This is a genomic window from Salinigranum halophilum (genome assembly GCF_007004735.1).
GTDB classification, from domain to species: domain Archaea; phylum Halobacteriota; class Halobacteria; order Halobacteriales; family Haloferacaceae; genus Salinigranum; species Salinigranum halophilum.
In genome coordinates this window covers 506,622-519,926 of sequence record NZ_SSNL01000003.1, presented here as the reverse complement: position 1 = coordinate 519,926, position 13,305 = coordinate 506,622, and the positions used below count along the sequence as shown (strand labels likewise).

13 protein-coding genes and 1 pseudogene are annotated in these 13,305 nt (G+C 68.8%); 9 read left to right on the top strand and 5 right to left on the bottom strand.

Features of this window, described 5'->3' with window-relative positions; genetic code table 11:
* Positions 1 to 29 precede the first annotated feature (29 nt).
* A complete protein-coding gene (gene uppS / locus E6N53_RS07265; RefSeq protein ID WP_136589487.1) occupies positions 30 to 965 on the bottom strand; it encodes a polyprenyl diphosphate synthase in 936 nt (311 codons plus the stop codon).
* A 122-nt stretch (positions 966 to 1,087) separates the two neighbouring features.
* On the opposite strand from uppS, the gene E6N53_RS07260 reads away from it, so the two are divergent.
* The 7 genes and pseudogenes from E6N53_RS07260 to E6N53_RS07230 all read left to right on the top strand — a co-directional run bounded on the left by E6N53_RS07260 (position 1,088) and on the right by E6N53_RS07230 (position 6,281).
* The gene (locus tag E6N53_RS07260; RefSeq protein WP_136589488.1) at positions 1,088 to 1,495 is read left to right on the top strand and encodes a DUF5778 family protein; all 408 of its coding nucleotides are present in this window, start codon (positions 1,088 to 1,090) and stop codon (positions 1,493 to 1,495) included.
* 63 nt (positions 1,496 to 1,558) lie between these two features.
* Positions 1,559 to 2,614, top strand: a pseudogene (ahbB, locus tag E6N53_RS07255) (siroheme decarboxylase subunit beta); the annotation flags it as partial.
* A 144-nt stretch (positions 2,615 to 2,758) separates the two neighbouring features.
* Positions 2,759 to 3,484 (top strand): precorrin-2 dehydrogenase/sirohydrochlorin ferrochelatase family protein, encoded by a 726-nt coding sequence (locus E6N53_RS07250; protein ID WP_142858064.1) that lies wholly within the window; start codon positions 2,759 to 2,761, stop codon positions 3,482 to 3,484.
* The gene (gene hemA, locus E6N53_RS07245) at positions 3,481 to 4,824 is read left to right on the top strand and encodes a glutamyl-tRNA reductase (protein ID WP_142858061.1); all 1,344 of its coding nucleotides are present in this window, start codon (positions 3,481 to 3,483) and stop codon (positions 4,822 to 4,824) included. Before E6N53_RS07250 ends, hemA begins: the two co-directional genes overlap by 4 nt.
* 42 nt (positions 4,825 to 4,866) lie before the next feature.
* Entirely contained in the window at positions 4,867 to 5,142 is a 276-nt protein-coding gene (locus E6N53_RS07240; protein WP_136589492.1) for a 4a-hydroxytetrahydrobiopterin dehydratase, read from the top strand.
* Position 5,143: 1 nt separating this feature from the next.
* Positions 5,144 to 5,542, top strand: coding sequence for an LWR-salt protein (gene lwrS, locus E6N53_RS07235; protein ID WP_142858060.1), 399 nt, complete (start codon positions 5,144 to 5,146; stop codon positions 5,540 to 5,542).
* A 91-nt stretch (positions 5,543 to 5,633) separates the two neighbouring features.
* On the top strand, positions 5,634 to 6,281 hold the full coding sequence (locus tag E6N53_RS07230; protein WP_142858059.1) for an HAD family hydrolase: 648 nt from the start codon (positions 5,634 to 5,636) through the stop codon (positions 6,279 to 6,281).
* Here E6N53_RS07230 and E6N53_RS07225 read toward each other — a convergent pair.
* From E6N53_RS07225 to E6N53_RS07210, 4 genes are all read right to left on the bottom strand, one after another.
* A complete protein-coding gene (locus tag E6N53_RS07225) occupies positions 6,268 to 6,996 on the bottom strand; it encodes a response regulator (protein WP_142858058.1) in 729 nt (242 codons plus the stop codon). The genes E6N53_RS07230 and E6N53_RS07225 overlap by 14 nt on opposite strands.
* 203 nt (positions 6,997 to 7,199) lie before the next feature.
* Positions 7,200 to 7,853, bottom strand: coding sequence for a HalOD1 output domain-containing protein (locus tag E6N53_RS07220; protein WP_161596522.1), 654 nt, complete (start codon positions 7,851 to 7,853; stop codon positions 7,200 to 7,202).
* A gap of 156 nt (positions 7,854 to 8,009) precedes the next feature.
* A complete protein-coding gene (locus E6N53_RS07215) occupies positions 8,010 to 9,899 on the bottom strand; it encodes a molybdopterin biosynthesis protein (RefSeq protein WP_142858056.1) in 1,890 nt (629 codons plus the stop codon).
* Positions 9,896 to 11,128 (bottom strand): molybdopterin molybdotransferase MoeA, encoded by a 1,233-nt coding sequence (locus E6N53_RS07210; protein ID WP_142858054.1) that lies wholly within the window; start codon positions 11,126 to 11,128, stop codon positions 9,896 to 9,898. Before E6N53_RS07210 ends, E6N53_RS07215 begins: the two co-directional genes overlap by 4 nt.
* Positions 11,129 to 11,239: 111 nt before the next feature.
* Here E6N53_RS07210 and E6N53_RS07205 point away from each other — a divergent pair, with 111 nt between their 5' ends.
* Positions 11,240 to 11,602, top strand: a complete 363-nt coding sequence (locus E6N53_RS07205; protein ID WP_136589499.1) for an Hsp20/alpha crystallin family protein — start codon at positions 11,240 to 11,242, stop codon at positions 11,600 to 11,602.
* A gap of 9 nt (positions 11,603 to 11,611) precedes the next feature.
* Complete coding sequence (locus E6N53_RS07200) at positions 11,612 to 13,282, top strand: ABC1 kinase family protein (protein WP_142858052.1); 1,671 nt, start codon at positions 11,612 to 11,614, stop codon at positions 13,280 to 13,282.
* The last annotated feature ends 23 nt before the right edge of the window (positions 13,283 to 13,305 follow it).

The following is a 13,305-nucleotide window of genomic DNA, read 5'->3' as shown; positions in this document are numbered from 1 at the left end:
GGTGAGCATCCCCCGGCGGTTCGACACGCTCAGTCCGCGGTGGCCGGCTCCTCACCCTGGCGTTCGAGTTCGTCGGTGAGTTCGCGGGCGGCGGCCGACGAGAGCTGGCCGCGCAGCCGGGCCGAGACCGTCCGCGCTTCCGCCAGTTCGGTCTCGGCGACGGCACGGACCAGCGCCACCGCGCGTTCGGTCCGGGTGTGACGCCACGAGTCCTCGCGCGACTCGTACGTTCGGATGGCACGCAGGAAGTCCGCCTTCGAGAACTCCGGCCAGTAGGGGGCACAGAAGAACACGGCGGCCTCGTTACCGTTGGCGTGCCACGGGAGGAAGTTCGAGGTGCGCTCGTCCCCGCCCGTCCGGATGATGAGGTCGACGTCTCGGACCGGTTGACCCGCGAGGCGAGCGTCGATGGCGTCGACGTCGACGTCGCTCGCGGCGAGGTCGCCAGCGGCGACGTCGCGGAGGACGTCGCGAGCCGCACCGAGGAGTTCGGCGCGGCCACCGTACGCGAGCGCGACGTTCAGGCTGAACGCGTCGTACTCACTCGTGCGCGCTTCGGCGTAGTCGACCGCCTCGCGGAGGCGGTCGGGAAGTCGTTCGATCTCGCCGACGGCGCGGATGCGCATCCCGTTGTCGTGGACGCGGTCGGCGTCGGCCAGTTCGTACAGTTTCGACTCGATGAGGTCGAACAGCGGCTCGCGCTCCTCGGGAGGGCGCGAGAAGTTCTCGGTCGAGAAGGCGTAGATGGTCAGCTCCTCGATGCCGAGTTCGTGACACCAGTCGAGCACCTGCTCCGTGGTCTCGGCACCGGCGCGGTGCCCGTCGGGGGCGTCGTCACCCTGTCGTCGCGCGTAGCGACGGTTCCCGTCCTGGATGATGGCGACGTGGGTGGGTCCGTCCTCGATGGCCCGGTCGAGATGGCGGATGTACGCCTGCCGTATCTGTTCGCGGACCCAGCGCAACATACAGCAAGATACTCGTGGCCGTTGGTATGTGTCTTGTGTTCGGGTGCGTTCCCAGGCAGGGGCGCTGCGGGTGCGCGACGGCTATCGTCACCAGTAAATGTACGTCGCTCCGAGTCGGGCGTATGACCGACGTCTACGACGAGGACCTCTACCGACGGACGAAGGCGCTCATCGAACCCGGCGACATCGACCTCGTCGGCCTCATCGTCCACACCGACCTGAGCGGGCAGGAAGACCTCGAGATGCACGAACTCACCGTCGGCCTCAACGAGGTCATCGCCGAGCACGCCGGGAAGGGCGAGTCGTACATCTACGCCGGGAACGACAACACGGACTTCGCCTCGAACCAGTTCCAGGGCCTCACCCTGGCGGACGACGCGTTCGTCTGGGAGTGCCAACAGCTCTTGCGACAGGGGACGTTCGACCTCGTCTTCTACTACGAGGCTGACGTCGACCAGGACGCGCTCGTCGCGGACGTCGAGGCGCTCGGCCACGTCGACCGTGCGTCGACCGTGTGGGCCGACGAGTAACGATTTCCAGTCGGTGAGAATCGGGACGAGACGCTTAACTGCCCCTCGCCCTGAGGGTCGTATATGAAGACGGTGGACGCGGAGTTGACGCCGCTCGACCGCGCGATCGTGAACGCCTTCCAGGGGGGGTTCCCCGTGGTGGAGCGGCCCTTCGGGCCGGCCGCCGAGGCGCTCTGCGAGCGCGGGGTCGAGGTCGACGCCGACGGGTTGGTCGAACGCGTTCGACACCTCGACGAGACGGGTGTCCTCTCCAGGTTCGGCCCGCTCGTCAACGCCGAAGCCATCGGGGGTACCGCGACGCTCGTCGCGATGCACGCGCCGCCCGAGCGCTTCGACGAGGTGGCGGAGCAGGTGAACAGTCACCGTGAGGTCGCCCACAACTACGAGCGCGAGCATCCGCACCTGAACATGTGGTTCGTGGTGAGCGTCGCCGACTCGGAGGCGGTCGGGGCGGTGCTCGACGCCATCGAGGAGGAGACGGGGCAGCCGACGTACAACATGCCGAAAGAGCGGGAGTTCCGCGTCGAGGCGAAGTTCCTCGTCGACGGGCCGGTCTCGGAGGGCGACGTCGACCTCTCGGCCCTCGGCCCGGCCGTCGACCCCGAGGGGCGAGCGACGCTCACGCCCGACGAGCGCGACCTCGTCCTGGAGGTCCAGGGCGGCCTGCCGGTGACGGCGACGCCGTACCGCGACATCGCCGAGCGGCTGGACGTCGAGACCGAGTGGGTCCTCGCCACGCTGAAACGGTTCGTCGCGGAGGGGAAGATTCGGCGGGTCGGCGTCGTTCCGAACCACTACGCGCTCGGGTACACCGAGAACGGGATGACCGTCTGGAACGTCCCGGACGAACTGGTCGAGGAGGTCGGTCCCGCCGTCGCCGCACTGGAGTTCGTCACCCACTGTTACCGGCGACCGCGCCACGAGGGAGTCTGGCCGTACAACTTCTTCGCGATGACGCACGGCCGCTCCGAGGCGGAGTCGGAGCGACGGGTCGAGGAGGTTCGTGAGACGATGGAGTCGTACTGGGACGTCGACGACGACGACTGGGACACGCTCTTTTCGACGCGCATCCTGAAGAAGACGGGCATCCGTCTCGACGAGCGCGCCGACGCGAACACGAGCCGGACGTCCGAGTCCGAGTCCGAGTCCGAGTCCGAGTCCGAGTCCGAGTCCGAGTCCGAGTCCGAGTCCGAGTCCGAGTCCGAGTCCGAGTCCGAGTCCGGGTCAGAGACCGAATCGGCCACCGACGCCGTCTGAGCCGAGATGATTCCACTCGTCCACGACTTCACCGACCAGACCGTTCTCGTCTTCGGTGGCGGGACCGTCGGGGAGCGCAAGGCGCGACGGTTCGCCGCGGAGGCGCGCGTCGTCGTCGTGAGCCCCGAGTTCACGGACGCGCTCGCTGACACGACCACCGTGCGGGAGGCGACACACGAGACGTGGCGACCGTCCGGTGAGGGCCCGGGCATCGAACTCGTCCGCGACGCCCCGACCGCCGACACCGTCTCCGGGTGGGTCGACAGGGTCGACCCGACGCTCGTGGTCGCCGCGACCGACATCGAGGCAGTGAACGAGGCTGCCGCCGCCGCCGCACAGTCTCGACAGGTCCTCGTCAACCGCACGGACCGGGCCGGCGGGCGCGACGCGGGAAGCGTCGTCGTCCCCGCGACGGTCGACGACGGGTCGGTCTCCGTCGCCGTCACGACGGGCGGAGCCAGTCCCGCGCTCTCGAAGTACCTCCGTGAGCGCCTCGAAGCCGACCTCGCGGGAGCGGGCGCGATGGCGGACCTGACGCGAGACCTGCGGACCGACCTCAAGACGCGCGACCTCACCCCCGGTGAACGCCGGGCGGCGATGCGTCGCGTCGTCCGGTCGTCACGCGTTTGGAAGGCTTTACGTACGGGCACGACGAACGCTCGAAAAGTAGCAGAGGACGTGATTCGAATCGAAACCACGAACCCCTCCGAACGGGAGCGCGAGGACTCATGAGCGGGAGCCGAAGCGTCATCACCGGTGTGAGCGTCTCGCACGTCGACGCGAGCGTCGACGAGATCGAACGCGTCAGCGGTGACTCCGAGCGCGAGATGGTCCGCGACCTCCTCACTCGCGAGGGCGTCGACGAAGCGTTCGCGCTGCGGACGTGCAACCGCGCCGAGGCGTACATCGTCAGCGACGACGCGGCGGTCGGTCGGCGTGCCCTGCGTGACTTCGCCCCCGACGTTCGCGACGGGGCGGTCACCGACCTCGACCACGAGGCAGCCATCAGACATCTGATGCGGGTCGCGACCGGGCTGGAGTCGCTCGTCGTCGGCGAGGACCAGATCCTCGGTCAGTTCAGAACCGCTATCGAGGAAGCGCGCTCCGTCGGCGGCATCGGGCCGATGCTCGACGAGGCGCTGACGAAGGCGCTCCACGTCGGCGAGCGTGCCCGCACCGAGACCGCCATCAACGAGGGCGTCGTCTCGCTCGGCTCCGCGGCGGTTCGACTCGCAGAGCGCCACCTCGACCTCACGGAGTCGACGGCGGTCGTCGTCGGCGCGGGGGAGATGGGCCTGTTGACGGCACGGGCGCTCGACGCGGCCGGTATCGGCCGTCTCCTCGTCGTGAACCGGACGGTGCCGCACGCCGAACACGTCGCCAGAGACGTGACGTGTGAGGCGAGTGCGGTCGCACTCGACGCTCTGCCCGCCGCGGTCGGCGCGGCCGAACTCGTCGTGAGCGCGACAGCCAGCCCCGACTACGTTCTCGACGACGCGACGCTCTCTGGGGCGGGCGAGACGCTTCTCATCGACATCGCACAGCCGCGGGACATCGACCCGGCGGTCGCCTCGCTGGCCGCGGTGACCGTCCACGACATCGACGCGCTGGAGTCGGTCACCGAAGAGACCCACGACAAGCGCCAGGCAGCGGCCGAACGCGTCGAGGAGATGATCGACGACGAGTTCACCCACCTGATGGAGCGGTTCAAGCGGGCCCGCGCGGACGAAGCCATCGGCGCGATGTACGAGAGCGCCGAACGGGTGAAACAGCGCGAGGTCGAGACTGCGCTTCGAAAGCTGGAGTCACAGGGTGAGCTCACCGACGACCAGCGCGAGACCGTCGGCGCGCTCGCCGACACCATCGTCAACCAGTTGCTCGCTGCGCCGACGAAGAGTCTCAGGGAAGCCGCCGCCGAGGACGACTGGACCACCATCCAGACGGCGATGCAGCTGTTCGACCCCGAGTTCGGCGGCGAGCGGCCGACGCTGCCGGCCGGCGAGATGCCGGACGGCGTCGCCGAGGACGCCGACGTCCCGCCGCACGTCGTCGACCGCCTGAGTGACGACTAGCGGAGACCGAACAGTTAACCCGGACGGCGACGACCCACCGGTATGGCTGAACTGCTCTCCGACGACGAGGTCGACGAGCGCCTCCCCGAGGGCTGGGTGCGGGACGACGACGAGATCTCCCGGACGTACGAGTTCGACGACTACCTCGCCGGCGTCTCGTTCGCGATGCACGTCGGGGAGGTCGCCGAAGAGGAGTTCCACCACCCCGAAATCGTCATCGGATACAAGACCGTCGAGGTCCGGCTGACGAGCCACGAGGAGGGCGGCATCACGGACAAGGACATCCGCCTGGCGAACCTGTTCGACGACGAGCGGTAGCGTGGGCCGAACACGTTGGACGGACGAAGCGTGCTACGTGTTCCGCGTGCGGTTCCGGCTGGACGCACCCGGAGTCGAGACCGAACCCGAGACGTTCGAGACCGTGGTCCGGTACCCCGCCGCCGAACCGGGCGACGACGAGGGACGGTGGCGGTTCTTCGAGGAGTGGCTCTGGCGCGGCGAACTGACCGACGCGGCGAGATTCCGAGAGGTGATGGAGACGTGGCTCTCGGTGCCGGTCGACCGTGTCTCGTTCAGCGAACTCGTGGTGAGCGAGGCCTACCTGGAGGCGTGGACGGACGCCGTCGCCGCGGAACTCGACCGGTACAACGCGGATTCGGTGCGTGAGGTCCGACACAACCACCTCGGGTCGTCGATTCGCGTGCGGGGCCGGGACTAACGACTCGACGGGGACGCGACGTGCGGTCTGTTCTCGCGCGCGAGAGCCGGGGCACAAACGACTTAGCGTCTCGTCTCCTCTCTCCGCACTGATGGTAGTCGGCGCGTACGACGTCTGGCTGTTCGACCTGGACGGGACGATCGTCGACGCCGAGTGGTCGTACACGCGCGACGTGTTCGAGCGCGTCGGTGCCCGCCTGGGTAGAGCGTTCACAGACCACGAGGCGGAGATCATCTGGCACGGCCTCAACGGCGCACGGGACCCCCAACTTCGAGCATGGGGCATCGACCCCGCCGAGTTCTGGCCCGTCTTCCACGACGAGGAGGACCCGCTCGCTCGCGCGGAGGCGACCTACCTCCACGACGACGCCGCTGCGCTCGTCCGCGACGTCCAGCGCGCGGGCCAGCCCATCGGCCTCGTGACCCACTGTCAGGAGTTCCTCGCTCGGCCCGTCCTCGAGCACCTCGACATCGGCGACTGGTTCGACGCCGTCCTCTGTTGTACCTCGGAGGTCGGCTGGAAGCCCGACCCCGCGCCGATCGAGTACACGCTGTCACAGCTCGACGTGCCTGCACGGGCGCGAGGGGTGCTCGCCGGCGACGGTGCGAGCGATATCGGCGCGGCGTGGAACGCCGGCCTCGACGGGATTCACGTCGAGCGACACCCGCCGGAGCGGCGTGGCCACTGCGTGCTCGCGGACCACCGCGTGTCGTCGTTCGACGAACTCAATCGGACGTGAGCGGGCGACTGGCGACGACGCCCGCGTCGGTGACGACGACCTCGTGTGTGTCGAGACGGAGTCGAATCTGCACGGAGCGGTCGCCGTTCTGTGAGGAGAAGATGCTGGCGAGCGCCTCGGCGTCGAACAGTTCGACCAGGGGTCGCTCGTCGGCCCGGTCGCCGAGGACGTCGACGAGGGTCACGAGGAGGTCGTCGACGGAGGTGGGGTCACAGCGGGCGAGTTCCGTCCACCCGTCGGCCGTGGTCTCGCTGGGGTCACCGGCCGGGTCGTCACGCGCCCGCGGCGTGTCCGCTCTCTCGGGTGCGTGCCGGAACTGCGCCGTGCCCAGTCGGTCGTCGGAGTCGACGACGCGTTCGACGCGAGTGACGAGGTCACGGACCGGAGTGTCCGTGCGCTTTTGGACGTACTCGGTGACGCCGGCCCGCGTGATGACGGGAGCGGCGTCGGTGAACTCCCGCCCGGTGTAGAGGACGATGGGGAGGTCGGGATACGCGTTCCGCGCGGCCTCGACGAACGGAGTGCCGTCCGCCAGTTCGACCGAATCCGAGACGACGGCGTCGACCTGCTCCACGCGGAGGGTCGCGAGCGCCTCGTCCGCGTCGGACCGGGTGATGAGCTCCACCGTCGGGAGCGCACGCTCGAACGACGACCGAGACAGTTCGAGGCACGCCTCGTCGTCGTCGACGTGAAGGATTACTGGCGACCTATCCATAATATTAGGGACGAATCGGTTCGAGATAAATTACCGAGGTTGCTGTTTGTGGGCGTACACATCATCTGTCAGTGTGTCTTCGCTATTCGCAGGGAGTACACAGCACGTGAACATAAGTGTACAGTAGTCAACTCGGCGTCAGGTGACGGGTAAGGAGACAGCCTGCAACAGCGCCGGTTCGCGGTCGTGCGGTCCCGTCCGCGTCAGGACCGAATCGCGATGTTCCCGTCGCCGGAGACGGCCAGGTCGAGTCCGTGGTAGGAGAAGTGGACCTCGAGCTGGCCGCCGTCAGCGCTCCCGCGGACGGGGCCGAAGAGCGACTCGAGCGCGTCGGGGTCGATGGTGTCGTACAGCGGGTCGAACTCGTCGACGTCTTCGTCGACGGCCGTCTCGACGGCGTGCACGATAGAGACGCCGAGTTCGGTGGGTGAGGAGAAGTCGTGGCGACCGATGAGGCGCCGGTTCGCGGCCGTCTCCTTCGTCGTGTCGTCGGTGAGGCGGAGGACGTGCTTGAGGACGGATTTGTAGTCGGAGACGTCCGCCTTCCGGACGTACTCGGCGACGTCCGCCGCGACGGCGTCGGAGGCGACTTCCCGCCACTCTTTGGCGGTGAAGAGGACGATCGGCGCGTCCGTCTCACGGCTCGCGGCCTCGACGAACGAGTGGCCGTCGGGCATGCGGACGGAGTCGGAGACGACGCAGTCGACGTCGCGGCTCGAGAGCACGTCCATACCCGCCGGGCCGCTTCCCGCCGTGACGACCGAGACCCGCGAGTCCTGCCGCTCGAACAGCTTCGTCGAGAGGTCTAAGACATCGGGCTCGTCGTCGACGTGAAGCACGGAGATGGGTGCAGGCATATCCGCCGAGAAGCAGACGAGCCACATAAACGAGGCGGTCAAAGTATCAGAATTGATTCTCGACGGGAGAGACACGTCGGGACGACGGTCGCGGCTGGGAGGCGCGGGTGACAGGTGAGATGGGCGAGCGGTCGCCGACGGGCCAGGGTGACGAGGTCAGACCACGTCGTAGCCGGGGAGGAGCGCCCGGTCGTCCGCGCTGTCGGCGAGCGCGTCGACGAGTTCGCCGACGGCCGGTTTGTCGGCGCGGCCGGGGGCCGCGAGAAGGGCCACCCGTTCGTAACCGAGGGAGACGAAGTCGAGTCCGAGCGTCTCCGCCGTCGCGCGGAGGCCGAGTCCGGCGTCGGCCTTCCCCGAGCGGACGGCACGGGCGGGGCTCTCGTGGGCCTTCACCGTCAGGTCGTAGCCGTCGATCTGTTCGGCGAGCGCCGCGCGCGAACTCCCCCGGTCGTCGGCGAGCGCCGCGAGGGCCGCGTCGAACGTCGCGCGGAGTCCGGCGGCCCGGTCGCGGTTCACGAACCGGAGGTCGCGGTCGACGAGGTCGGCGAGTCCGTCGAGCGGGTCGGAGACGACGAGTCCCCACTCGCGCGTCCACGCCCCGAGTTCCTCGCTGTCGACCTCGCGCTCGCTCGGCCCGGCAACGACCGCCACGTCGGGAGCGCCGTCGCGGAGCCGACGGGTCCCCTCGCGACTGCCGACGGGGAGATATCGCGGCGCGTCGACCCGGTCGAGGAGCCGCGAGAGCAGCGGGTCGTCTTCCCCGACACCGAGCAGTCGCGGCACGCGGACGTCCGGCGAGAACAGCGTGACCGTCACCGTCTCGCCGGCGGCGATGTACTCCGTGTCCGGGTGGACCTCGACGATGCCGTCCGCCTCGACGAGGCTCGTCGTCGCGCCGCTTCCCTTGTCGACGGGGTAGACGAGCGGTTCGTCGGTCCCCACACGCTCGACGAGACCGACCGGCATCAGTCGGAGCCGCCCCTCGCTGTACCGCTCGCGGACCGCGAACTCGCCGGTCATCGTCGCCGTCCGCGGCTCCGAGCGTCCGGCGGCGCGGCGGATGGCGGGCGCGACGAAGGTCCGGAAGATGGTGAGCGCCGACACGGGGTAGCCGGGGAGACCGACGTACGCCGACGGAGTCTCCGCGGAGTCGAGTCGACCGACGAGCATCGGCTTGCCCGGCTTCACCGCGACCCCGTGGAGCAGGAGCTCGCCGCGTTCTTCGATGACGCGGTAGATGACGTCGACGGCGGAGGCGGAGGTCGACCCCGAGGAGAGGACGAGGTCGCACTCGTCGGCCGCGTCTCGCAGCAGCCGCTCCATCTCCTCGTAATCGTCGCCGGCGTGTGGGTAGAGGACGGGTTCGCCGCCGGCCTCGGCCACGCCGGCGGCGATGGTCTGCGAGTTGACGTCGTAGATCTCCCCGCGCGAGGAGTCGAGTTCGTCGCCGGGACGGACGAGTTCGTCGCCCGTCGAGACGATGCCGACCGTCGGAGCGCCGTGGACGGGTACCTCGTCGACGCCGAGCGCCGAGAGCAGGCCGATCTCTCGGGGAGTGATTCGTGTGCCGGGACCGAGCGCGCGTGACCCCGCAGCGATGTCCGCCCCCGCGAGCATCACGCTGTCGCCCGGCGCGACGGCCGTCCGGATCTCGATTGCCCCGCCGAGGTCGTCGGTCCGTTCGACCATGACGACGGCGTCGGCTCCCGGCGGAAGCACCGCCCCGGTCGAGATCTCCGCGCAGGTCCCCGGTTCGACCGTGACGTCGGGCGCTTCCCCCGCGTGGACCGCGCCGACCAGGTCCAAGACGACGGGGTCGGACTCGTCCGCACCGAAGGTGTCCCGCCCACGGACGGCGTAGCCGTCCATGCTCGCACGGTCGAAGCCGGGGACGTCGATGGTCGCATCGACCCGTTCGGCGAGGACGCGCCCGCGCGCCGCGTCGAGGGGGACCGACTCGGGAGGCGGCGTGAGCGAGAGGGAGGCGATGGCCTCGTGGGCCTCCTCGGGGGTGGAGAGGTCACGGAACTCCTTGCGGTCGCTCATGCGGACCACTCCCAGTCCTCGACCGGGACGCGTTCGTCTTCCGGAATCCCCTCGCGCGACTCGGGGACGACGACCCAGCCGTCGGCGAGCGCGACCGATGAGAGGATTCCCGACCCGGAGGTCCGTGTCGGAACCGCGACGCGTTCACCGTCCTCGGTGCGCAGTTCGACCCGGGCGAACGTCCGGGTACCGGGCTCGCTCGAAATCTTGCGTGCGAGCCGCGCCTCCGTGCTCGGGAGCGGTCGACAGTCCATCCCGCCGACGTGCTTGAGGACCGGACGGAGGAACTGGACGGCGTTGACGATGCAGGCGACGGGATACCCCGGGAGCGAGATGACGGGCGTCTCCTCGACGACGCCGAGCGCAACGGGGTGTCCCGGTTTGAGCGCGACGCCGTGGACCAGCACCTCTCCGAGCTCGTCGATGACTTCGGGGAGGAGGTCGCGTTTGCCGACCGACGACCCCCCGGTCGTGACGACGACGTCCTTCGTGAGGTCGCGCTGGATGGCCGCCCGGAGCGCGTCGAAGTCGTCGGTGACGACGTCGCGGTACGTCGCCACGCCGCCCCACCGAGAGACGAGCGAGGAGACGGTGAGCCCGTTCGTCTCGATGACCTCTCCGGGCTGGGGGTTGGCCTGGACGAGTTCCTCGCCGGTCGGGATGACGCCGACAGTCGGCTGTTCGAACACCGAAACGCGGGCGAGTCCGACCGACTTGAGCAGGCCGAGGTCCGACGGGCGCAGTCGGTGTCCGGCCTCGAATAGCGTCTGCCCGGCCTCGACGTCCTCGCCGGCGTCGCCAACGTTCTCGCCGCCGGTGACGGCGTCGAACACCTCGATTTCGTCGCCGACCTGTTCGGTCTCCTCGATCATGACGACGGCGTCCGCGCCGTCGGGGAGGGCGCTCCCGGTGTGGACCCTGACAGCGTCGGACGGTCCGACGGACGCGTCGCTCCCGGCCTCACCGGTGACCCGAAGGACGGCGGGCGACCGGCCGGACGCCCCGAAGGTGTCCTGAGCGCGGACGGCCCAGCCGTCCATCGCGGCGCGGTCGTAGCCCGGCACTGGATTCGGTGCCGTGACGCGTTCGGCGAGGGGTCGCGCGTCGGCTCGTGCGAGGTCGACGCGCGCAGTGCGCCCGTGTGGAGTCACCGCCCCGAGCAGCCGCTCGCGGGCGTCGTCGACTCGGGTTCGTGTCTTGAACCCCGAGCGTTTCCGGTCGTCGTGCATACGTGGACCTGGGGGGACGGAACATAAAAAGCGTCGGCGGGAGACGGGGACCGCGACCCGCGGCCGTCCGTGACCGCGGCCTTCTTACACCCTGGTTCCTTAGAGCCGGCTATGTCAGCACTGCGCGACGCGCTGCGCGACCTCCCAGAGGCAGTGTTCGCGGATCTCCTCGAGTCGGAGGACCAGTATCTCCTCGTCCTCGACCTGCCCGGCGTCACCGCCGAGACGGTCGATATCGCCGTCGAGAAGGGCCGACTCGTCGTCGAGGCGCGCCGTGAAAAGAGCCTCCCGCCGGAGTTCCGGTACGTCCGCGAGAACCGGTCGCTCTTCCTCGACGCCGAACTTCCGCTCCCGCCGGACGCGACCGGCGCGGGAGCGGAGGCGACCGTCGACCGCGGTGTCCTCGAACTTCGTCTGCCGAAGCGCGATTCGGCCCCCCAACGAACCATCCCGATCTCGGACAAGGACGCGTAATCGGGTGGGGTGGTCACGCTGGTCAATCTCCGTGCCTACTGGCGCTTCTTCGTCGTCCTCTACCAGTTCTTCCCGCTCATCATCGCGTACGCGCGCGACAAGCGGCGGTTCCTGCTGTTCGGCGGGTCGCGGCAGGTCGACACCGAGGAGCAGAAACGCCGGGCGAACGTTCTCCTCGACTCGCTTTTGAAACTCGGGCCGACGTTCATCAAACTCGGCCAACTGCTGTCGACCCGGCCGGATATCCTCCCACCGGCGTACGTCGACGTGCTCTCGCGGCTCCAAGACGACGTCCCGCCCGCGGACTGGGCGCAGGTCGAGGCGGTGCTCGAAGCGGAAGTCGGACCCGTCGACGAGGTCTACGACGACTTCGACCGCGACCCCATCAGCGGTGCCTCCCTCGGGCAGGTGTACACCGCCACCTACGAGGGTGAAGAGGTCGCGGTCAAAGTCCGTCGCCCCGGCATCGAGGAACTCGTCGAGGCCGACCTGCGGGTGGTGCGCTGGTCGCTCCCGCTGATTCAGCGGTTCATCGGCCAGGGGCGGGCGTTCTCCCTGGAGAACCTCGCCGACGAGTTCGCGAAGACCATCCGTCAGGAGATGGACTACACCCGCGAAGGGCGGGTCCTGACGACGATTCGAGAGAACTTCGCCGGCGACGACGACATCAGGATTCCCGAACTCGTCGGCGAGGTCTCCGGGCCGCGCGTGCTCACCATGGAGTACCTCCCGGGCGTGAAGATCAACGACCTGAGCACGCTCGACGAGCGCGGCATCGACCGGACGGAACTCGCGAGCCGGCTCCAGCGAATCTACCTCCAGATGATCGTCGACGACGGCGACTTCCACGCCGACCCCCACCCGGGGAACCTCGCTGTGGACGACGAGGGTGCCATCATCTTCTACGACTTCGGCATGAGCGGGCAGGTCGACCCGTTCATCCAGGAGAAGATCGTCGAGTTCTACATCGCCGTCGCGAACCAGGACATCGACGGCATCCTCGACACGCTCATCGAGATGGGGACGCTCTCACCCGAGGCCGACCGGCAGGTGATGGGCGACGTGATGGAACTCGCCATCGCGGACGCCCGCGGCGAGGACATCGAGCAGTATCGCGTCCAGCAGATCATCGAGCAGGTCGAGTCCACCATCTACGAGTTCCCGCTCCGACTCCCGCGGAACCTGGCGCTCGTCTTGCGGGTCGCGACCGTCGTCGAGGGGGTGTGCGTCACGCTCGACCCCGACTTCGACTTCATCGCCGTCGCGACCGACTACCTCACAGAGCAGGGGTACCGCGAGGAGACCATCAAGCGGCTCGCTACCGAGGCGGGCGAGCAGGTCCAGGCCACGACACGCTCGCTCTTTCGGGTGCCGCCGAAGCTCGAACGCGTCCTCGACCAGGTCGAACGCGACGACCTGACGGTCAACGTCCGCATCGAGGACAAGAACGACGTGCTCTCGAAACTCGCTCGCCGCATCGTGTACGGGGTCCTGCTCGCGGTGGGTGTCCTCTCGACGGCCATCCTCTACGCCTTCGACGGCTTCGAGCCCGCGGCAGTCGCGGCCGCCGTCACCCTCCCGGTCGTCTTCTTGCTCTACCGGTCGTTCAAGCGCAAGAAGGGGCTGAAGGCGCGCCCGCAGTTCACCCGGCAGAACCTCAGACAGCGGCGGGGCGACTGAACGGGACCGACAGCGATTCGTTC

Coding starts and splice junctions, on each gene's coding strand:
- E6N53_RS07210 (WP_142858054.1), bottom strand. CDS start 11,128: ATGCACGACGACCGGAAACGCTCGGGGTTCAAGACACGAACCCGAGTC.
- E6N53_RS07260 (WP_136589488.1), top strand. CDS start 1,088: ATGACCGACGTCTACGACGAGGACCTCTACCGACGGACGAAGGCGCTC.
- E6N53_RS07240 (WP_136589492.1), top strand. CDS start 4,867: ATGGCTGAACTGCTCTCCGACGACGAGGTCGACGAGCGCCTCCCCGAG.
- E6N53_RS07220 (WP_161596522.1), bottom strand. CDS start 7,853: ATGCCTGCACCCATCTCCGTGCTTCACGTCGACGACGAGCCCGATGTC.
- E6N53_RS07250 (WP_142858064.1), top strand. CDS start 2,759: ATGATTCCACTCGTCCACGACTTCACCGACCAGACCGTTCTCGTCTTC.
- E6N53_RS07225 (WP_142858058.1), bottom strand. CDS start 6,996: ATGGATAGGTCGCCAGTAATCCTTCACGTCGACGACGACGAGGCGTGC.
- E6N53_RS07215 (WP_142858056.1), bottom strand. CDS start 9,899: ATGAGCGACCGCAAGGAGTTCCGTGACCTCTCCACCCCCGAGGAGGCC.
- hemA (WP_142858061.1), top strand. CDS start 3,481: ATGAGCGGGAGCCGAAGCGTCATCACCGGTGTGAGCGTCTCGCACGTC.
- E6N53_RS07230 (WP_142858059.1), top strand. CDS start 5,634: ATGGTAGTCGGCGCGTACGACGTCTGGCTGTTCGACCTGGACGGGACG.
- E6N53_RS07205 (WP_136589499.1), top strand. CDS start 11,240: ATGTCAGCACTGCGCGACGCGCTGCGCGACCTCCCAGAGGCAGTGTTC.
- uppS (WP_136589487.1), bottom strand. CDS start 965: ATGTTGCGCTGGGTCCGCGAACAGATACGGCAGGCGTACATCCGCCAT.